This window comes from Enterococcus sp. LJL128, from assembly GCF_056924295.1.
In genome coordinates this window covers 78,201-97,367 of sequence record NZ_JBXPBP010000002.1, presented here as the reverse complement: position 1 = coordinate 97,367, position 19,167 = coordinate 78,201, and the positions used below count along the sequence as shown (strand labels likewise).

22 protein-coding genes, 1 pseudogene and 1 riboswitch are annotated in these 19,167 nt (G+C 37.8%); of the genes and pseudogenes, 1 reads left to right on the top strand and 22 read right to left on the bottom strand.

Annotated elements, in window-relative coordinates; translation table 11 throughout:
* Positions 1-55: 55 nt before the first annotated feature.
* From AC1Z3K_RS03410 to AC1Z3K_RS03385, 6 genes and pseudogenes are all read right to left on the bottom strand, one after another.
* Positions 56-979: a sensor histidine kinase gene (locus AC1Z3K_RS03410; protein ID WP_461731878.1), complete on the bottom strand. Its 924-nt coding sequence runs from the start codon at positions 977-979 to the stop codon at positions 56-58.
* Position 980: 1 nt separating this feature from the next.
* The gene (locus tag AC1Z3K_RS03405; protein ID WP_461732058.1) at positions 981-1,154 is read right to left on the bottom strand and encodes a winged helix-turn-helix domain-containing protein; all 174 of its coding nucleotides are present in this window, start codon (positions 1,152-1,154) and stop codon (positions 981-983) included.
* Positions 1,155-1,376: 222 nt separating this feature from the next.
* Positions 1,377-1,651: pseudogene (locus AC1Z3K_RS03400) on the bottom strand (response regulator); the annotation flags it as partial.
* A 63-nt stretch (positions 1,652-1,714) separates the two neighbouring features.
* On the bottom strand, positions 1,715-2,785 hold the full coding sequence (locus AC1Z3K_RS03395) for an acyltransferase family protein (protein WP_461731877.1): 1,071 nt from the start codon (positions 2,783-2,785) through the stop codon (positions 1,715-1,717).
* A gap of 316 nt (positions 2,786-3,101) precedes the next feature.
* Complete coding sequence (locus AC1Z3K_RS03390; protein ID WP_426081120.1) at positions 3,102-4,871, bottom strand: ABC transporter ATP-binding protein; 1,770 nt, start codon at positions 4,869-4,871, stop codon at positions 3,102-3,104.
* A complete protein-coding gene (locus tag AC1Z3K_RS03385; RefSeq protein ID WP_426081121.1) occupies positions 4,868-6,586 on the bottom strand; it encodes an ABC transporter ATP-binding protein in 1,719 nt (572 codons plus the stop codon). Before AC1Z3K_RS03385 ends, AC1Z3K_RS03390 begins: the two co-directional genes overlap by 4 nt.
* 229 nt (positions 6,587-6,815) lie before the next feature.
* On the opposite strand from AC1Z3K_RS03385, the gene AC1Z3K_RS03380 reads away from it, so the two are divergent.
* Entirely contained in the window at positions 6,816-7,472 is a 657-nt protein-coding gene (locus AC1Z3K_RS03380) for a TetR family transcriptional regulator (RefSeq protein ID WP_461731876.1), read from the top strand.
* Positions 7,473-7,539: 67 nt separating this feature from the next.
* Here AC1Z3K_RS03380 and AC1Z3K_RS03375 read toward each other — a convergent pair whose 3' ends face one another.
* The 16 genes from AC1Z3K_RS03375 to AC1Z3K_RS03300 all read right to left on the bottom strand — a co-directional run bounded on the left by AC1Z3K_RS03375 (position 7,540) and on the right by AC1Z3K_RS03300 (position 19,162).
* Complete coding sequence (locus AC1Z3K_RS03375) at positions 7,540-7,782, bottom strand: GlsB/YeaQ/YmgE family stress response membrane protein (protein ID WP_426081123.1); 243 nt, start codon at positions 7,780-7,782, stop codon at positions 7,540-7,542.
* 49 nt (positions 7,783-7,831) lie between these two features.
* Entirely contained in the window at positions 7,832-8,359 is a 528-nt protein-coding gene (locus AC1Z3K_RS03370; RefSeq protein WP_426081124.1) for an Asp23/Gls24 family envelope stress response protein, read from the bottom strand.
* A 71-nt stretch (positions 8,360-8,430) separates the two neighbouring features.
* Positions 8,431-8,625: a DUF2273 domain-containing protein gene (locus AC1Z3K_RS03365; RefSeq protein ID WP_426081125.1), complete on the bottom strand. Its 195-nt coding sequence runs from the start codon at positions 8,623-8,625 to the stop codon at positions 8,431-8,433.
* A 13-nt stretch (positions 8,626-8,638) separates the two neighbouring features.
* Positions 8,639-9,199, bottom strand: a complete 561-nt coding sequence (gene amaP / locus AC1Z3K_RS03360; protein ID WP_461731875.1) for an alkaline shock response membrane anchor protein AmaP — start codon at positions 9,197-9,199, stop codon at positions 8,639-8,641.
* A gap of 155 nt (positions 9,200-9,354) precedes the next feature.
* Positions 9,355-9,639 (bottom strand): hypothetical protein, encoded by a 285-nt coding sequence (locus AC1Z3K_RS03355; RefSeq protein WP_461731874.1) that lies wholly within the window; start codon positions 9,637-9,639, stop codon positions 9,355-9,357.
* Between the two features lie 214 nt (positions 9,640-9,853).
* Positions 9,854-10,639 (bottom strand): alpha/beta hydrolase, encoded by a 786-nt coding sequence (locus AC1Z3K_RS03350; RefSeq protein WP_426081129.1) that lies wholly within the window; start codon positions 10,637-10,639, stop codon positions 9,854-9,856.
* A gap of 28 nt (positions 10,640-10,667) precedes the next feature.
* Positions 10,668-12,143: an MDR family MFS transporter gene (locus tag AC1Z3K_RS03345; protein ID WP_461731873.1), complete on the bottom strand. Its 1,476-nt coding sequence runs from the start codon at positions 12,141-12,143 to the stop codon at positions 10,668-10,670.
* A gap of 184 nt (positions 12,144-12,327) precedes the next feature.
* Positions 12,328-13,515, bottom strand: a complete 1,188-nt coding sequence (metK, locus tag AC1Z3K_RS03340) for a methionine adenosyltransferase (protein ID WP_426081131.1) — start codon at positions 13,513-13,515, stop codon at positions 12,328-12,330.
* Positions 13,513-13,628, bottom strand: a riboswitch (SMK box riboswitch). (Overlaps the previous gene by 3 nt.)
* A gap of 434 nt (positions 13,629-14,062) precedes the next feature.
* A complete protein-coding gene (locus AC1Z3K_RS03335; protein WP_426081132.1) occupies positions 14,063-14,494 on the bottom strand; it encodes a hypothetical protein in 432 nt (143 codons plus the stop codon).
* Positions 14,495-14,665: 171 nt separating this feature from the next.
* Positions 14,666-15,361, bottom strand: coding sequence for a DUF1003 domain-containing protein (locus tag AC1Z3K_RS03330; protein WP_461731872.1), 696 nt, complete (start codon positions 15,359-15,361; stop codon positions 14,666-14,668).
* Positions 15,362-15,946: 585 nt separating this feature from the next.
* A complete protein-coding gene (locus AC1Z3K_RS03325; RefSeq protein ID WP_461731871.1) occupies positions 15,947-16,741 on the bottom strand; it encodes an N-acetylmuramoyl-L-alanine amidase in 795 nt (264 codons plus the stop codon).
* The gene (locus AC1Z3K_RS03320) at positions 16,734-17,126 is read right to left on the bottom strand and encodes a phage holin family protein (protein WP_461731870.1); all 393 of its coding nucleotides are present in this window, start codon (positions 17,124-17,126) and stop codon (positions 16,734-16,736) included. The genes AC1Z3K_RS03325 and AC1Z3K_RS03320 overlap by 8 nt, the downstream gene beginning before the upstream one ends.
* Positions 17,127-17,157: 31 nt before the next feature.
* Positions 17,158-17,640, bottom strand: coding sequence for a phage baseplate protein (locus AC1Z3K_RS03315; protein WP_461731869.1), 483 nt, complete (start codon positions 17,638-17,640; stop codon positions 17,158-17,160).
* A gap of 3 nt (positions 17,641-17,643) precedes the next feature.
* A complete protein-coding gene (locus AC1Z3K_RS03310) occupies positions 17,644-17,991 on the bottom strand; it encodes a collagen-like protein (RefSeq protein WP_461731868.1) in 348 nt (115 codons plus the stop codon).
* Positions 17,988-18,272: a hypothetical protein gene (locus AC1Z3K_RS03305; RefSeq protein WP_461731867.1), complete on the bottom strand. Its 285-nt coding sequence runs from the start codon at positions 18,270-18,272 to the stop codon at positions 17,988-17,990. Before AC1Z3K_RS03305 ends, AC1Z3K_RS03310 begins: the two co-directional genes overlap by 4 nt.
* Entirely contained in the window at positions 18,272-19,162 is an 891-nt protein-coding gene (locus AC1Z3K_RS03300; protein ID WP_461731866.1) for a phage baseplate upper protein, read from the bottom strand. Before AC1Z3K_RS03300 ends, AC1Z3K_RS03305 begins: the two co-directional genes overlap by 1 nt.
* Between the last annotated feature and the right edge of the window lie 5 nt (positions 19,163-19,167).

The window sequence follows — 19,167 nt, the reverse complement described above, 5'->3', positions numbered from 1 at the left end:
ACACTGTCCATTCGATTTCAAGGGATAAACTCTTACTAGTGTCATCCCCCTCTTTTTAATTACTTTTAGATAATTGAATCATAAATCCTTTTGTATATTCAGGAACTGTATGGACCACAGAGATGGTTCCCCCATGACGTTCAATAATCGTTTTCGTAATGGCTAGTCCTAAGCCGCTGCCTTTTTGACGGGCAGAATCCTTTTGTATAAACGGTAGAAAAATTTCTTCAACTGTTTCCTTACTTAGTCTCTCTCCTGTATCGGCTATGACGACCTCAACAAGATCATTTTTAACAGTTAGCTGAACCAATACCTTGCTGCCGACAGGATTATGGGTATATGCATTCACTAAAAGATTATTAAGTGCTCTTGTCAGTTCTGTACGGTCAGCCTCCAGCCATACCTCTTCTTCTGGAAAGTCCAGCACCAAAGTAATCTGTCGTTCTTCAAACTGGTTATAAAGAGAAGCGACTGATTCTTTCAGCAGCCGTTGCAAATCTAGTTTTTCGAATATAAAAGGATAATCAGTACTTTCAAGCTTTGTATATTGAAACATCAATTCCAACAGCTCATTTGACTGCTTTGATTTTTCATAGATTGTTTTAAGCAGCTCCTTTTGTCTTTCCGGCTCTGCTACTTCCCCTTCTGCCAAAGCCTGTGCAAAGCCCATGACAGAAGTACTAGGTGTTTTAAGATCGTGAGCAATATTTGCAAACAACGTCATTTTCTCTTTTGAATAACGGACATTTTCTTCTTGAATCTTTTTACTAATCAAACGGATAAAGACAAAAAGAAATAGCAAGAAGAATACAACCTTAATCACAATCACACCACCATAGCCAGCCAGCATTAGTGAAGGTCTCTCGTGATACGTATTGGTATAATAGATAAAAACAGTATCAACAATTGTATACAGAATAATCATTGGTATCGTCAAACCAATAAACAGAAATATAAGAAAGCGTCGCAAACCCTTCATCTTACTTCTCCAATCTATACCCCAGACCACGAATGGTCTTGATATTATGCTCACCAACTTTATTTCTCAGCTTACTGATACATACTCGAATTGTATTATCATCCACTACATAGCTGTCTTCCCAGCCGGCTTCAAAAATTTGTTCTTTGGTAAAAACCTGTCCTGGAGAATTCATCAATAAAAACAATACCTTGAATTCAACTGAGGTCAGGGGAATCTCTTCCCCCTGACGAATCAGCAAACACTGTCCCATGTCAAGAGTCAGCTCTCTGACAACGATTTGTTCCGGTTGACGCTGCTGCTGATTCAGTTCATAATTTCTTCGAAGAGCTGCGCGGACTCTAGCTGTTACTTCTAGGGGATCGAAAGGTTTTGTAATATAGTCATCCGCCCCCAGCTCTAATCCAAATATTTTATCGGTTGTATCTATTTTTGCAGAAATAATCATGATTGGGATACTACTTTGCTCACGAATTTTTTTGTCACTTCAAAACCGTTCAGTTCAGGCATCATAATATCCAATATTATCAAATCAATAGCTTCTTTCTCCAGCACTTCCAAAGATTGCTTACCGTTCGCAGCTTCAAAAATTACAGTTCCGTCGCGTTCCAAATACAGCTTTAGTAAATCAATAATTTCTTTTTCATCATCTGCAATTAGTATATTTGCCATCCTGCCGGTCTCCTTTATATGGTATTAACACAAGGTTACCATAGGAAGCTCGTGCTGACAATTTCAGTTTTGAACATGCTGCGGCTTGATTGCCGGTGCATTTTTACGCGCCCGCAGTTTCCCAGTAATACTGATTATTCCTGTACTTAGCAGATGAGTAACACTCACTACCAGCAGAAACTGAAGTAAACCTGTGGGAAGCAGCCATTGAACTGAAAGCTGTGCCAAAAGCAGCTGACTGAAAAATAAGACAAGCGGATGTAAAAAATAATAATACTTGCTTAATTCCCGCAGTTGTCTATAATTCCAGTTCTTCGGAACCCGCAGAGAAAGCGTCCACAGAAAAAATACTGGACTAAATAATAGCTGGCTGAAAAGAAAATTTGCGTCTGTTCCTGGATAAAAAAACAGCAGCATTCCTTCTAGAAGAGATATAATACCTAGTAAAATCAGAAGACGTCCGGAATATAATTGAATTATCGCTAATTTATTGCCATAATCATGTAATAAGAAGCCTAAAACAATAAATACAAAGCCAAAAAACAGACCGTTTCGTGTTGTAATAAAAAATTGCTGATACAATTTAAACAGATCCCCTAGCATTGTTCCATTCAGCAAACCACTATATGACTCCAGACACCCTAAACTATACAGCACTATGCTGAACCCTAACAGCTTGACATAGCCTAGACGCTTCAGCAGGAAATGAGTCAGAACAAGAGCAAACATCGTTGCTGGAATATACCAGAGATGATAATAGGTTCCTACATAAATCAGTCCGACAAGTAAAGCCACTGGGTAAACCAAGATTGGCAAGTCAAACTGCTGACTAATCCATTGAAGTCCCAGTGGTAAAAACAACAGACTCCATAACAGGTAAGATTTTCCCATTGTTAGAAGGTAGCGTTGAAGATAGCCTTCTGATTTCGCCATACCCTTTCTGACAAAAAAACCAGCCGTAATAAAAAAGTAAGGAACTGCCAAACGGCAGATAATATTTTTTATAATAAAATTATAGAGCAGGCTGTCCACAACTGCGTCACAGTGAATACAAATGATCATAATTGCCGCTGCATATTTGACTAAATCAATTCCAGTAAAGTTTAATGTTAAGATACGTCTTTGAGTATTCATCCTATCTCCTCCTTTGATAGGTATAGAATACGATTAGACCATTAACCTACTAACAGCCAAACATTAACTGAACATTAATTATTCCTGCTGCTGTTTTTCTCACGCTAACTTTAAGGCATATCAAAATCCCCAGCAAAAAATAAGCCGGAATACACTGAAAATAGAAGCTATTTTCGTATATTTCGGCTTATTCCTAAAGAATCTTCTCTGGCTACACTTGTTATTCAGTTTTTAAGATTAAAAATAGAATTAACAGAACTAAGTTTTCTATGCTTAGAAATTGAAACAGCATTCCTTAGTATTTAATCCCATAAGTCTATTCTAAAACAAATTGATTGTGGTATAGTTCGGAATAAAAACCATGCAGCTTCAACAGCTCGTTATGGTTTCCTTCTTCAATTACTTTACCATCCCGCAAAACAACGATACGGTCTGCGTTCAAAATAGTTTTCAGACGATGGGCAATCACAAAACTGGTTCTCCCCTTAATTGCTTCTTCCATTGCTTTTTGAATTTTCGCTTCTGTTACAGTATCAACATTACTTGTCGCTTCATCCAAAATCAACAGAGCAGGATTAGTTAAAATCGTACGGGCAATACTAACCAACTGCTTTTGTCCTGTACTAAAAATATTATTTTCTTCTGTAATCTCTGTGTCATAGCCCTTTTCAAGAGACAGGATAAATTCATGAATATTTGCCTGCTTTGCAGCTGCAATGATTTCTTCTTCCTGTGCATTCGGTTTCCCAAAAGCAATATTTTCTCTAATCGTTCCTGAGAAAAGCACAGAATCCTGTAAAACAATTCCCACATGGGCACGCAGGCTGCTCAACTCAATGTCGCGAACATCTGTATCATCAAAGGTTACTGAGCCGCTATTAACATCATAGAAGCGGTTCAGCAAGTTCATAATGGTTGTTTTACCAGAACCAGTTGGTCCTACAAGCGCCACCATCTCGCCTTTGTTCACTTTGATTGAAACATCTTTCAAAATAGGAACTTGTTCATCGTAGCCAAAATCTACATTATTTAATGCGACAGACTCATGAACACCAGTAATTTCTTTACCGTTTTCAGGATTAACCTCATCCGGCTCATCAAACATTTCATTCAACCTTCTCGCACCAGTTACAGCCAGCTGAATCATGCTGTAGCCCGATGATATCTGCATTAACGGCTGATAGTACTGTTGTGAGTATTGAACAAATGTCACAATCAGACCGAGACCTGCTGCCCGGTCCACCTGACCGTTGAGTGCTAGCCAGCCGCCAAAGAAGATAACAATCGCTGTATTAACCAGAGACATTCCCTGCATCATTGGAAACAGCAGTCCCGAATAGACCTGTCCTTTAAAGGTTGCCTCCCGAACTTTTTTATTCTGCTCCATGAAACCGTCAATGGTCTCGTCCTGAAGTCCATAGGTAATAATTACCCGCTGACCGCTGATTTTTTCGTCCATATATCCATTCAGTCTGCCAACTTCATCTTGCTGAATATCTACGTATTTTTTGGCTTTTTGAATAATCACCACAGCAATAAAAACCGCAACCGGTGTTGAAGCAATCGTTGCCCACGCCAGTTCAACATTTTGCTGGAACATCATAATCAGCACACCAACAATCAACGCAGCATTCGTTAGAACCTGCAGCAATGCCTGATTGAGACTATTTTGAATATTATCTAAGTCACTGGTGAATCGACTTAAAATCTCTCCATCCTTATGAGAATCGAAAAAGCGGATTGTTAGCTTTTCCAGTTTATTAAACAATCCTAAACGCATTCTGTTAGTCGATTTCCCAACAACTTGTGTAAATAAAATACTATAGACAAAATTTGCCGCACTGGTTAAGACATAAAAAATGACCAGCTTTTGGATAACTCCAATAAATGCTGTTTTATCATCTTTTCCCTGCATAAAGCCTAAAACATAATTTGTCAGCTCCTCGATTGCTTCACCAATAAATTGAGGTGCTTTTACTTGCAGATAGGTAGCTGCGACAATCGTTACAGCAATGATGAAAAAGGATAATTTATACTTTTTCAAATAATGATAAAAGAATTTACTTGCTTTAACTAAGTCCGTCATTCTACCTCATCCTTTCCTCTTTGCGTTTCATAAATCTCTTGATATACCTCATTTTCAGCTGCCAGCTGCTTGTGTGTTCCTTCTCCCACAAGCTTCCCTTTATCCAACACCAAAATGCGATCCGCATTTACTACGGAAGAAATCTTTTGCGCAATGATAATCGTTGTTGTATTCTCCAAATCATTTTCCAGAGCTTCTTTGACCAGACTTTCCGAACGAGCATCCAAAGCACTCGTACTGTCATCAAGAATCAGTATTTTAGGATCGCCAATAACCCCTCTGGAAATTGACAGGCGCTGCTTTTGTCCACCCGAAAAATTACTGCTCCGTTCCTCTACTGGAGCTTCATAGCCTAGAGACAGCTTTTCAATAAACTCACGGGCTTGAGCGATTTGAGTCGCTCTGGTCATATCCCCTTCATCTGCATTACGTTTCCCGTGCCGCAGGTTTTGAGAAATTGTTCCTGAAAATAGGATTGCTTTTTGCAGAACGAATGAAACGGTCTTTCGCAGACTATGCTCATTAATTTCGTGCAGATCTACTCCGCCAACTTTCACAGTTCCTTCCGTCGGATCAAAAAGACGGGGAATCAGCTGTGCCAAAGTCGACTTTCCGGCACCTGTAGCACCAACTACGCCAATCATTTCTCCTGGCTTAATGGTGAAGGATACATCCTTCAGTGTATCGGTATCATCACCTGGATAATGGAAGCTGACATGGTCAAAAACCACACTACCGTCAAGCTCCTGCTCAGGGACTTCAGGATACGTAATTGCTGGAACGGTGTCCATAACTTCCTTAATCCGTTTGATAGATACTGCTGCACGAGAAGTCATCATCATCATCATACCGCCGATAATGATTGCCATCATAATCTGCATAAGGTAGTTCATAAATGAAGCAATGCCGCCAATCAATGTGGGGTCATTCTTCGCCAAATCACCCACAAAGAAAATTGCCCCTGCTACCGCTAGATTAGCAACCAGCATAAACGATGGAATCATCACCGAAAATAAAGTTCCTACGATGACATTGTGCTTGGTTAAATCGTTACTTACCTTACCAAACCGTTCCAGCTCATTTTTCTCCTGCACAAAGGATTTTACTACGCGAATCCCCATTAAATTCTCTTTTGCGATACTATTCACTTTATCAATCAGATTTTGAATAATGGTAAAGTGCTTGCCCATCTGAGAAAACGACAGCATAGTGATAATAATGACAGCAACAACCAGCAAAACAATAATCCACCATAGCTGGGGCAATGTTGTCATCGCCAGCGCAAAGCTGCCGATAAAAAGAATCGGTATTCTAAACAATGACTGCAGAGCAATCATAATAACATTTTGAATTTGTGTAATATCATTTGTTAGTCGAACAACCAGATTTCCTGATGAGAATTCTTCTATATTAGCAAATGAGAAGGTTTGAATTTTTCGGAAGACTGCTTCACGAATATCCGCACTTACTCCCTGAGCTACTTTCGCAGAAAAAATTGTGTTAATTACACCTGCAATAAGTCCCAGCACTGCGATTCCAATTAAATACACGCCTAATGACTGCATCTTATTGTTATCTTCTTTAATGATTGCTTCAAGCACCTGCTGCAGCAGCTTAGGCTGCCAGAGAGCAGACATGACCATAATAATCACTGTAAATAAAGCAATAATTGTTTCCTTCTTATACTTTTTTACGTGGTCCATAACAATGTTCATCAATTCCCCTACTTTCTTTTTAAACTCAGCCTATTTTCGCCTCATTTTCAGCAACGTTTTTATAAGAGAGGGAATGTGTTATTATAAATATGAATCGACTGCAGCGAGACACGGGCTGTTGCCAAACCATTTAATTTAACACTGTAAAATAGACTGCACAATAATTTACCATATTTTAAGGAGTAAATACAAGCAGTTTACACAAAATTCATGCTAAAGGATGAAAAAAATGGAAAACAAGCTCTCCAAAGAAAAAATTATTGCAACAGCTTTTCAATTATTAGATGAAACACCAAATATTGAAAAGCTTTCTATGCGCAACATCGCGAAAAAAATGGGTGTTCAAGCTCCAGCTTTATACTGGTATTTTCAAAATAAGCAGGCCCTTCTTCAGAGCATGGCCGAAGAAGTGGACAGACACTTTCAGGATCCTGAGGAGCAGGAAGACTGGCGACACACCCTATTTTTATACATGGAAAATTATTATGAGCTGTATCAGAATTACCCTTGTGCGCTTGAAATCGAACTACATACCATACCATCCTACCCTTCACGTCTAATACGTTATGATAAAATGCTGGCAATCCTAAAAAAAGCAGGCTTCTCTATTGAAGACAGCTTTACAGCTGTGAATTCACTACAGCATTTATTGCTGGGATTATTGGTAGATGTTCAGGAGGAACAACAGCTTTATCATAAGATGGTTGATGGTGATGACTATTTAAATCAACAGGTTGTTTTAATGAAACAGTACCTTCACGAAAATCAATTGACAAACATAGCAGAAAGCCTTCAATTTCGACAAAAGCAATGCCAAAAGGATACCTTCAAAAAAATGATTACAATATTTCTAAATGGTTTGGCTGTCGAGTCAGGAGAACATTAAAAAAACGGGAATACAGCAGATTGCTGCTTTCCCGTTTTCTGATATGATAATAAAAGCCTGTCGGTAATTAGTTTCTGCCTAAGAAAAAGCTGACTACAGCTACTAAGATTACAGCTCCAACGATTGACGGAACTAATGCCATTCCTGCCAAGCTTGGTCCCCAGTGTCCCAGTATACTTTGTCCAATTGCTGAACCAATTAAACCAGCTGCAATATTCGCAATCCAGCCCATTGATTTTCCTTTATTCGTAATCGCTCCTGCAATCACACCAATTAACGCCCCTACTAAAAGTGACCATATTAATCCCATCTTAATTTCCTTCTTTCTATAAGTAAGTATCGACTCTAGTTTTTAATGATTACTCTACACGCGGTTCCATTTGTTCTTTGGCTTTATCTGCCCCTCTACCAATTGCCTTTTTGGCTTTATCTGTTTGGTTTGAAGCAAACTCACCAGTATTTTCAGCAAAATCGCCAACTCTGTCTTGAACCGTTACTGAATCTTTTTTGTATTGCTCTACTGTTTTAATATCAACAACATTCACATTAACTTCAATCACTTCAAGACTAGTCATTTTTTTCACTTCTTCAACAATTGTTGCTTGAATATCTTTGAATAGTTTAGAGATATCCTTACCATATTCTGCAACAATGTCTAAATCAACTGCAACTTGTTTCTTCCCTACTTCAACATCGATACCAGAGGTAACATTGTCAGTATTTACAAGCTTCTCAGCAATATTTGAAAAGAAACCGCCGTTCACTGTTAGAAGTCCATCAATATTTTCCAAAGCGATGCCGATGATTTTTTGAATAACCTTATCATCATACGTCAATTCACCTTTAATTGTTTGTTGATTTGTCATTACTGTTTTTTGAGTGTCCATTCTTTTTACCTCCCAATTTTTTTGTTCTAATATATAAATTTAATATTATAACCTAGTGATAATTAGCCTTGTTACGGCTTTTGTTTAAACAAGCGGTCCGCTAAACCCGTAGCTTTCAAGTAAAATCCTGCATAGACTCCAACTACCATCAGGATAAGGATTAAAAGTGTTTTAAAAAAGCCCAGAGTCATCAGCAATACTGCTAAAATCAGACCACCAATACCGCCAATAATCGGCCATTTGTATTCGTCAAAAATCTCTTTCATCTTGATCACCTCTCTACTCAACTCTGGATTTCTTCGATTCTTCTGGAACATAATCGACAAACTCAATCACTATATCAATCGACCTGTCAGTTACGCCCAGAAGAGTCTGCAGCTCTTCTTTCATTTGAACCATTGCCTGTTCCGCGCTGGGAACAATTCCCTGATATTCACCGAATCTGCCTAAAACCTTAATTACTATTTTATTCTTTGTCATATTAACCTTTATCTTCGGCTTTTCAATGAACTGTCTTTGATCTAGATTTGCGGCGACATAGCTTTCAATACTTTTCTGTTCAATTTTTAATTGCCCATTCAAGTCCTTCACTATCACAGATTTTTCCTTTTTAGGCCAGAACAGAACAACAAAGAAAGATGCTACAAGTAATACAAACAAAACTACACTAGCCCAAAACAGATAGCCATTCAGCACTGGTCCAATAAACAATGAATAAGTCAGTTTCTGTTCGGGAAATGCTAAGATACCAACCTGATCGTTATAAATAATTAAGGGGATCAAAAGTGATAGCCCAATAATGATGATCAAGCCTAGAATGACCTTTTTGCTTCGATTCAATTTCTCTCCCTCCATTCCAACTTTCTAAAAAACTTTACATTTTCATTGTAGAGTCACTTTTTGCTTTTTTCAAAAATAACGACTTACATTTCAAAAAAAAAAACAACAAGCAAATATATAAATATCTGCCTGCTGTTGTTCAAATAGCCATTATATCAATGTTTATCTTCGTTTTTTAAACTGAATTCTTCAAAAGAAATTAGGTTAGTCTTTTCAATTTTTTTCTTTCTCTCAGCCGTAAACTGCTTTTCATAGCTTGCCAGCATCGACTCGTTAAGCTGTCGAGTCTCCTCTAGAACGCTTTTTAGTCCTTCGAACTGCTTTTGAATATCATCAACCTGAAGCAGTGCGTTTCTAACCTCTTTTGGTTTTGTTGGATTTTCTTTCATCAACTGTTGTCCAAACTCACTTCGCCATTTTCGATAATTTTTTTCATCCATTTCAAAATCTCCTTCTTAAAATACGATTATTATTTTTCAGTTCTACATTATCTATACATCCATTCTATAAGTTAATTTTAAAATGAATATAAAAACATTTTCACTTAATGACAAAAATAACAATTATACTTCAATCATAAAAAGATATGCCACGGATGTCAACTTTAATTAACAAATAATCTGAATTAAAAATTTCAATAACTATGAATACAAGTTAAGCTAACGGTAGCCAGGAGATAACGGTTTGCAGCCATTTATCCCAAAAAATCCAGTCATGGCCTCCAGGGGAAGTCTCAAAGAAATGGTCATAATTATCTGATTTCAACATATTTGCCACGTACTGACTAGCCGGTAGTAACGGATCTTCTTCACCGCAAGTGATAAAAAACTTGGGAAGCTCTTCTTTGTTTTGAATTTTTTTATTCAGCAGATAAACTAAATCATGTTCAGAATCTTTCAGTTTTTCCAATGGACCAAAAACACCTTCCCAATAAGCTTTACTTCGTATCGAAAGAAGGCTGTCTACTCCAGCAGCAATATGAAGCGGTCCCGACAAAGAGGCAACTGCGGCGAATTTTTCCGGCTGCATCAACCCTAGCTTCATAGCCCCATAACCACCCATAGACAATCCAGCAGCAAATGTTTTTTCTCTTTTTCGGCTAAGCTGTGGGAAAAGCTCCCGACAAATTTCCGGAAGTTCTTCCGAAAGAAATGTCCAATAATTCATGTCATAGGTTGTGTCTGCATACCAGCCTAAATCAGTGGAAGGCATCACTACAGCCATTCCATAATCAGCTACATAGCGTTCAATATTTGACTTTCTTTCCCAAACACTATGGTTGCCCCCCATCCCGTGAAGCAGATACAATACAGGAACATCTTTTCTGTTTCCCACACTGTCTGTTCCGAAAATCTTCTTCGTCTGCTGAGGTAAAATTACATTCATCATTACTTCCATACCTAATACATTTGAATAAATATTTGCTTGTAAAAATGCCATTACAATCCCTCACTTTTTCAATGTTACTTTATTTTAACACTGTTTGCGCTTTTTTTCGCTGCAAAAATAAAACCATTGAGAGGGCCGCAACAACTAAAACAATCCCCGTCAGAAAAACCGAATGAAGACCACTATACAAAATTGTGCGCAAAGGCTGCAGCAGTTTCGCAGGAATTTGATGCGCCGTATGAGGATTTACCAGCTGGTTCATCACACTGGAATCAACATCCAAACTACTGTTTTTTAGATTAACTGCCATTGCCGCATTAAGCAAGACACCAAAGATAGAAATCATTACAGTCTGTCCAATAGTCCGTGATAATGTATTGAAGGAGGTTGCTACACCAACTTCATCGCTCGACACACTGTTTTGTGCAGTAACCGTCGTGGTTGTAATCGTTAACCCAAATCCTATTCCCAAAATTGAAGAAATAGCAAAGAATAAAAATACAGGTGTCTGAACAGGAACAATTGTCAAACTCAGTCCGCCAATCAAAATAATGGACAGACCTAGAACTAAGACATTTTTAACCGTTGTTTTTCCCATTAAGCTGCTGGCATAGAATGAACCAATCATCCAAAGGATAGACATAGGCGCCAATGCCAAGCCCCCAAGACCTGCGCTGGTTCCTAAAACTCCCTGAAGCCACATCGGAATATACACTTCGATACCCATTAGAAATCCGCTGATTAATGCTGCCACGAGATTAACCAGCATAAAGGTTTTATTTTTAAACAGATGAAGAGAAATAACCGGATCTGCAGCACGTTTTTCAGTTCTGACAAATAGAAGGCAGAAAATTATAGTCAATGCTAAAAACAGTAGAATATTGAGTGAGAAGCCGCCTTCCCCAATCATCTGAAAAGACAACAGCAGCGTCAACAATACCAACATAAGCAGACCACTGCCGAGAAGATCCATTGGCTGATTGGAGCTCTTTCTTTTTGGTTCAACAAGATATACACTGATTAATGCCAACAAAGCCAGACCAATTGGAACATTGATAAAAAATATCCAGTGCCAGCCAATTGTATCAACAATAAAACCACCGGCTAATGGTCCAAAGACACTCGCAACTCCCCATGCGGCACTGTTCAAGCCCAATATTTTCGCCCGCTGTTCCATCGGATAAATATCTGCAATTATCGTTAAGGCTACCGGCATTACAGCTCCCGCACCGATCCCTTGAATCGCCCGGGCAATAATTAGCGTCAGCATATTAGGGGCGAGACCGCAAAAAGAAGATCCGATAATGAATACAGTAATCCCAATCAGAAATACCGGTTTGCGGCCGATTTTATCAGCCAGCTTTCCATAGATTGGCGTCAGCATGGCATTCGTTAATAAATAAATAGAAAATACCCAGTTCATAATTTCCATGCCCTCTAAAGAACCGACAATCGTCGGCATCGCTGTTGAAACAATGGTTCCTTCGATTGCGGTCATGAAGGTTGCTGTAAAAACACCAAGTGTGACTAGTTTTATATTTGTTTGTCTTTCCATATTGTGCTCTCCTCGTTTTTTCAATTTCATCTTGCTGTCCAAGTCAGCCTATACCAATAAGAAGTTTGAGACATAATTAAATACCCAAATTTTTTTCTAAAAACTCCGAATAAAATGAAATTATCAATTTTTTTTAGTCAAAGAAAAAGAAGCGCTCTGTTAATCACTTAACAGAGCCGCCTCTTTATTCCCCCAAACTAGCTTTTAAAGCCTCGACTTTGTCTGTCTGCTCCCAAGGAAGTTCGATATCTGTACGACCAAAATGTCCGTATGCTGCTGTTTGTTTGTAAATCGGACGGCGTAAATCCAGCATTTCAATGATGCCCGCCGGACGTAAATCAAAATTCTCACGGACAGCTTTAATCAATCTACTTTCAGGAATTTCACTTGTACCAAAGGTATTAATCGAAATAGATACTGGCTGAGCCACACCAATTGCATAAGCAAGCTGTACTTCAGCCTTTTTAGCTAAACCAGCAGCAACAAGATTCTTAGCAATATAACGTGCAGCATAGCTTGCTGAACGATCAACTTTTGTTGCATCCTTCCCGGAGAAAGCACCGCCGCCATGACGAGCGTAGCCGCCATACGTATCAACGATAATTTTACGGCCAGTCAACCCGGCGTCTCCTTGAGGACCACCAATCACAAAACGTCCAGTTGGATTGATAAAATATTTCGTTTCTTCGTCTAACCATTTTTCCGGTATAACTTCTTTTATAACTAATTCTTTGACATCTTTTTGAATCTGCTCCAGTGTAACATTCTCATCATGCTGTGTGCTGATGACAACAGTATCTACCCGTTTCGGCTGTCCAGCTTCATCATACTCCACTGTCACTTGAGATTTTGCATCTGGCCGAAGATAAGGCAAGGTATCCGCTCTTCTCAGCTCTGCCAAACGACGTACTAAACGATGACTTAAAGAGATAGGCAATGGCATTAATTCGGGTGTTTCATCCACTGCAAAACCAAACATCAGTCCTTGATCTCCAGCACCAATCTCGTCCTTTTCGTCCGCATCACCGCGAACTTCCAAAGCTTCATCTACTCCCTGAGCAATATCTGGAGACTGCTCATCAATTGCTGCAAGAACAGCAACTGTTTCACCATCAAAGCCATATTTTGCTCTTGTATACCCAATATCCTTTACTGTTTGACGTACAATTTTCTGGATATCCACATAAGCTGTCGTTGATATCTCTCCGAAAACCAACACTAAACCTGTTGTAACAGATGTTTCACAAGCAACTCTTGCCATAGGATCCTGAGTCAGGATGGCATCCAGAATTGCATCGCTAATCTGATCCGCTACCTTGTCCGGATGTCCTTCTGAAACGGACTCCGATGTAAATAAATGTTTCTCTGCCATAATAAGTATTCCCCCTAATTAATATTCGGTTACAAGGCATCTTTACATAAAAAATCAACCGGTGTTCTCGGTTGTCTTTACACTGTAAATCCTTTCGGGAACTTGTAACGATACCAGTATAGCAAATAATTCTGAAAAAAGCTCATTTTAAATGAAAATAAATTCGATTCTATTATTTCTTATATAATTAATCAGATAATCCTTTAGATCATCGGTTCCCAAAATGCCTAATCACTAATCTATTCCCAAATCTGTCAGAAAATCAGAAATTAACAGCTATTTTCAAGACGCTTACATCAGCTTGATTCACTATAGGGCTTGTCAGACTAAAAAAGCGACGCCAAATGGCTCAGCAGACACGAAACGACTTGGCAAAGTTTATTTCTTCAAAATAAAAAAGCCTGAAACAAAATCAGAAACTTCCTGTTTTTTTGTTCCAAGCTCTATAAATTTCTTCATTTTACCACTTTTTATCTACTTTAATTAAGGACTACAAAAAATAATTACAATCATCGTTATTACGATACACTTTTCAAAAAAATAAGGTCTACATTTTGTGTACACTGTGGGCGCTCTCTATTCCGCCACAAGCTTCTTTACACGCCTGATTGATTAATTCAAACGACGTTCTAATCCGATCTAAACCATGAGCAAATTTGTCATCATCCACAATCATACAACTATCATCCATTGCATCAATCCAATAATAGACACCACGTTTATAGGCATCCAATCCTTTACATAAAAGCTGAGTAGCAGCTTTTTCTCCATAAGGAACAAGTACTTTTCTAAAATTCTCATCCTCGATAAACAAACGATTCACGTTATTCCTGCAAAAGACGTAAGTATCCTTCTTCTTTCTATTTACAGTTTGTTCATAGCCTTCTTGCTGAATCTCTTTGGAAATCGTTGTGAAAATTTCATTGTATACCTCAACTCTCTGCATTACTGATAGCACTGTATCTGTATAATCAAACATCAAACTCTCCCCTTCCAAGCAAGTCAAACGAACTGCTCATATTGTCATTATAATAGCGAAGGGGTCATTCTATCAAGTAATATGGTATGACAGAAACATAATGTTCTTTATAAAATACTTAAAAGCTTCTATTTTAGGTAACGTCCGTTATTTTTATTTAAAGCTATAAAATCAGTCTTTCTCAGTTTTTTTCATTTCTTCCAGCTGTTCCTGCAGCTCTCCTAAAAGGGTCAGTTGAATATTCTGAATTTTGACCATCTGCTGCCACTGATCATTAATCATATAATCCATTTTTTCGTGCAAAACGTTGACTTCTATTTCCGCTTTCAAATTAACCTTATAGTCTTTCTTTGCTTGTTCTCGATCTCTGTCTTCTTGTCGGTTTTGACTCATCATAATAATCGGTGCCTGAATAGCTGCCAAACAAGATAGCATCAAATTTAACAGGATAAACGGGTATTTATCAAATGGCTGAAAAATCAAAGCTGTGCTATTTAGTACAATCCAAGCAAATAGAACAAAAAGAAATATAAAAATAAATGGCCAGCTTCCTCCAAATTTAGCAATTGCATCAGCTGTTCGCTGCCCTAGACTAAGCTTTTCACCTGTTCTTTTATTTAGTTTTTCTACAATCACTTCATTCTCTTGAAGATGTTTATGAATCAAATGGTTTAGCTGTTCATTTTTCAATGATTCATCCGATAATAGTTCCCGAATATAGTTCATTCTGTAATTTAAAAGCTCTGGATAAGTAATAACCGATTTCATCGTCAGTTTGGGGTTGTGCTTCAGGATAAAGCTGCTGATTTCTTCTTCTACATCCGCCATTGGAATAGTTTCCAGCTTATTTTTATCTTTTTTATTCATACTATTTCAACTCCTTATCTTTACTCACATAATACCTTTTCTCTTTATTTTTCAATACTATTTTGATTTAGTCATGGGTTTGGGAATGTTTTAAGAAGATTACAGGTAAAAGGCCATTTATTGATGACTGGGGCGCATACAAGCAAATAACGGAGATTCAGATTCGAAGAAAATCGGCCTCTTGAAGAGGATGCAAGATGGGTATCGAGGAGGGTTCATTGTTCTTTTTTCAACGGAATAACAAATGAACAAAACTAGAATGTCTCTGATTTTTTCTTAACGACACAAATTGCATAAAACAAAAAAAACGGCATCTTTCTTGGAAAGATACCGTCTTCAACCCTATCTAATAGAATTATTTTAATGTTTTAATACGCCCCATATTTAACCTTTTCTGATAGTTCTTAGATACTGATATAATAGTGAATTTTCTTTTTTCTTTCTATTATATATATCTAATCTTCGTTCATTAGTATGGTCAATGTATGGTCAAATTTGCCCGCCAGCTTATAGGAGATTTTCTTAATTTCCGATGACGTCATATAAAAATAACCCTACCTCATCAGAAGTGGGATATTTTTATTATTATTTTACCAATGTCTCTTTCAATCGAGCAAACCAGGGAGCACTCTTATTACTCCAGTCAAAGCTAGGTAATTCACGATTGTTGTTTTTCCGATAGATTTCTTGTAAAACCTTCACTTGGTCAGGGTGTGTTAACTTCTTAATTGTAATCCCATTATAATAATATTGTGCCTTCCCATCGCTATAAATACATACCATTTTTACTTCCTCCAATTCTGTTTTAGGTTCTTCTTTTTGTGGTGCTGTAATCACTGGTGCTTCTTCATTAGGTATCTTACCAAATCCGTTCATCAAGTCATTGACTAACCGTTCTTTCGTCACACCTCTTTTACTCAAATAAGGGTATGGGTCTATATGGTCGCTTCCGTTATTAGGTTGATTATACGTACAATAGTGGTGTGTTTTAATCCCTTCCAAATCACTTGAATCGAGTGTCTTAGGTATTGCAGCTTCATCTGCTAATTTTCTAGCCAGTTCAATGTATAATTTATAATCAATGTCAAACTCAGCTTGTGTTTTATGACTTTCAATTATTTCGATAGCAGCATATGTTTCATAGTTCCAACCACCGCCAACATCGTAGGCTCCTTGACGAACAGGTGCAGTTTGAATAATACGCCCATTACCGACCACGTGAGTATAATAGCCTGAATTGATATCTTTGCGGGTCATGTAGTCGGCTTCATTTTGTGCTGTACTGTTAGGATTACCCGTACTATGCAAATGAATTTGTCGGTATGGATTTATCCCTACGATTGGTAAATCTTGTCTAACCTGCAGTTCAACATTAACCATCTTTGTCATCCTTCCCTTTTAATTTATCAATAAACCCTTGGAATAATTCGGTACCTATACCTAACTTCTCATAGTTCTCCAATATTGATTTTAGTTCCATTAATAAATAGCCAATATAGAGGACATAAACTAATCCTACTCCGACACCTGACGGGATAAGTGGAGCTAAAGGAATAAAAAAAAGCAGCAAGACAATGCTGGCTACTTTTCTTAGAATTCCATTTATACCTAATTTACTTTGAAACTCAATACTAGGATTAATCTTCGCAGCCAATGTTCCGCTGAGAAAATCAATAGCCATCGCTCCACAAATTAAAGCCAATACGTAAATCGCTTTGTGATCCGCATCTATAATAAATCTCTCTAAATAATCAAACATTTCCATAATTACCACCTAACTTTTTATTTTATCTTTCCTATGCAGTTCTTTTCCAAATATAAACTGTCTGATAAGGTTGTAAACTCGAAGCTGATGTTGCCTTACCAGATATATTAACACCTTGGTCTTTAGCAGCAGTTTCGGCGATACCTGAAAAACTTGTGGCTTTTACATTTGCAGTATAAGTCCCAGTCCTAGTTTTTGCACCCAGGTAAGTAGACGAAATTTGCATTTGGGCATACGCGTCCAAATCATGGGTATGTGTCTTACTCCCGCCAGTTTTATTTGCTACAAAATCACTATCACCTTCATTAACACCAACCAACGTTCTTCCATTTGCAAATCTTTCCCAGGTCCCACCCAGAAATGTTTCTGGATTAACATCATTTATACTCATAAATACTGCGCCTAACGGATACACTGCATTTAATAGTGTTTCTTTAAATCCTTCAATAGCACTAGCATGTGTTTCCGGATATAAAACTTCATCTTTTTCTTTAAGTCTAATAATTTTACTCATTCATTAAACCTCCCCGATTTCTTCAAAAGTAAATACAGGTAAATTATCAACTTTCTTTTTGTCTGTTGCTGACATCAGCCCATTTACAGTTTGAGTTGCCACTGCGGTTGTTGTTGCATTTGTACCAGCATCACCCTTTACACCTTGAGGACCAGTATCTCCTTTTGGACCAGTTGCACCTGTATCCCCTTTTAGCCCCTGAACACCTTGTGGTCCAACTGGTCCAATATCTCCCTTATCACCCTTATCACCCGTTTCACCTTTAACAGTTGTTAGACCAACAACCGCGTCAGCATGTGTTTGTGGATACACCTGGTCATTATTTAGATTAATTTTTACAATTTTAGTCATTCGCTAGTCTCCTCGATTTCTTCTAATGTAATGTTGCTACCTAACGCCCCGTTTTCAAACGCTTCTATCATATTCTTTAAAGTTTGAAGTGTCGGTGAATCTCCTAAATCGTCAATCGTTAAATGTACGCTTCCTGTTTTTCCATTGACAGATTGAACCGGTGAGTCAATCATTCCACCTTCACTTATCCCTATAATTGCATTGACGTGTGTTTCGGGATAAATTTGTCTCTTAACCCCGTCACCATCTGTTTCCATTACTTTTTTTATAGCAGTATCCATTATTTTGCCTCCTCAAAGTAAAAGACATTTCCCTTTTTTACTTCAGTAATAACTAACGCTGAATCTTTCATTACATCATTAACATTAGTTATCACTTCAACAGTTCTATTCTTGCTAAAATTGTCATCTTGAATCGTGCGTAATATCCCAACTTCTCCACTTTCCAAAGTGAAATGTGATTCTTTCATCTCTTTCTCTAATGCTTCAATTAACAGCAATAGATTACCAGCGGCGTTTTCATCTAAGATATCTCGAATCGAATCAAACCAATCAAGAAAATTATTTTTATTTTCATTAAGCCATTCATCGTAAATATCTTGATTTGATGAAATCCAAGACTGAAATTCCTTAATGATTCGCTGCAATTCTGTTTTTGCTTCCTCATACCAACCGTCATAGGTGTTTTGAGATTCTTTAATCCATTCCATGAAATACCGCAACATTTCTTCAAAGGTCCAGATATAGTTGCTGTCATGAATGCCGTCCGAAAAAGCGTTCTTTATCACTTCGAAAGAAAAATCCTTTGTTGAATACTGAAAGGTTCGCTCAAATTTTTCTTTTACATCACCATCTTCTTTTAAATCCAGAAATGCAAAATAACCTTTATTCTTACCAAGATTTTGCATGTCATAATGAGAAAGTGTATAACGTAGCTTTCCATTTTTAGCATCCACAATTTCAGTAACCTTTTGTTCAGATATCCAATTGGATGTATTTGGATTCCCTCGGACATAAAAAAGCGGCGTTAATCCTGTAAAATCAACAGGTACACCGTTCTCAGTAATCGTTACATCAAATGTTTGTGATTCAGTATCATACTGCCGAACTCTAATAATACCTACGTAGTTGTTTGGTTCAGTCGTACTTAGATTCATTTGATACGTTGTCATTGACT

Coding starts and splice junctions, on each gene's coding strand:
- AC1Z3K_RS03345 (WP_461731873.1), bottom strand. CDS start 12,143: ATGGAAAGACAAACAAATATAAAACTAGTCACACTTGGTGTTTTTACA.
- AC1Z3K_RS03385 (WP_426081121.1), bottom strand. CDS start 6,586: ATGAACATTGTTATGGACCACGTAAAAAAGTATAAGAAGGAAACAATT.
- AC1Z3K_RS03370 (WP_426081124.1), bottom strand. CDS start 8,359: ATGGACACTCAAAAAACAGTAATGACAAATCAACAAACAATTAAAGGT.
- AC1Z3K_RS03305 (WP_461731867.1), bottom strand. CDS start 18,272: ATGGATACTGCTATAAAAAAAGTAATGGAAACAGATGGTGACGGGGTT.
- AC1Z3K_RS03350 (WP_426081129.1), bottom strand. CDS start 10,639: ATGGCATTTTTACAAGCAAATATTTATTCAAATGTATTAGGTATGGAA.
- AC1Z3K_RS03390 (WP_426081120.1), bottom strand. CDS start 4,871: ATGACGGACTTAGTTAAAGCAAGTAAATTCTTTTATCATTATTTGAAA.
- AC1Z3K_RS03330 (WP_461731872.1), bottom strand. CDS start 15,361: ATGAATAAAAAAGATAAAAATAAGCTGGAAACTATTCCAATGGCGGAT.
- AC1Z3K_RS03320 (WP_461731870.1), bottom strand. CDS start 17,126: ATGGAAATGTTTGATTATTTAGAGAGATTTATTATAGATGCGGATCAC.
- AC1Z3K_RS03355 (WP_461731874.1), bottom strand. CDS start 9,639: ATGGATGAAAAAAATTATCGAAAATGGCGAAGTGAGTTTGGACAACAG.
- AC1Z3K_RS03380 (WP_461731876.1), top strand. CDS start 6,816: ATGGAAAACAAGCTCTCCAAAGAAAAAATTATTGCAACAGCTTTTCAA.
- AC1Z3K_RS03315 (WP_461731869.1), bottom strand. CDS start 17,640: ATGAGTAAAATTATTAGACTTAAAGAAAAAGATGAAGTTTTATATCCG.
- AC1Z3K_RS03375 (WP_426081123.1), bottom strand. CDS start 7,782: ATGGGATTAATATGGTCACTTTTAGTAGGGGCGTTAATTGGTGTGATT.
- AC1Z3K_RS03300 (WP_461731866.1), bottom strand. CDS start 19,162: ATGACAACGTATCAAATGAATCTAAGTACGACTGAACCAAACAACTAC.
- AC1Z3K_RS03365 (WP_426081125.1), bottom strand. CDS start 8,625: ATGAAAGAGATTTTTGACGAATACAAATGGCCGATTATTGGCGGTATT.
- AC1Z3K_RS03325 (WP_461731871.1), bottom strand. CDS start 16,741: ATGGTTAATGTTGAACTGCAGGTTAGACAAGATTTACCAATCGTAGGG.
- AC1Z3K_RS03395 (WP_461731877.1), bottom strand. CDS start 2,785: ATGAATACTCAAAGACGTATCTTAACATTAAACTTTACTGGAATTGAT.
- AC1Z3K_RS03410 (WP_461731878.1), bottom strand. CDS start 979: ATGAAGGGTTTGCGACGCTTTCTTATATTTCTGTTTATTGGTTTGACG.
- AC1Z3K_RS03310 (WP_461731868.1), bottom strand. CDS start 17,991: ATGACTAAAATTGTAAAAATTAATCTAAATAATGACCAGGTGTATCCA.
- metK (WP_426081131.1), bottom strand. CDS start 13,515: ATGGCAGAGAAACATTTATTTACATCGGAGTCCGTTTCAGAAGGACAT.
- AC1Z3K_RS03335 (WP_426081132.1), bottom strand. CDS start 14,494: ATGTTTGATTATACAGATACAGTGCTATCAGTAATGCAGAGAGTTGAG.
- AC1Z3K_RS03405 (WP_461732058.1), bottom strand. CDS start 1,154: ATGAATTCTCCAGGACAGGTTTTTACCAAAGAACAAATTTTTGAAGCC.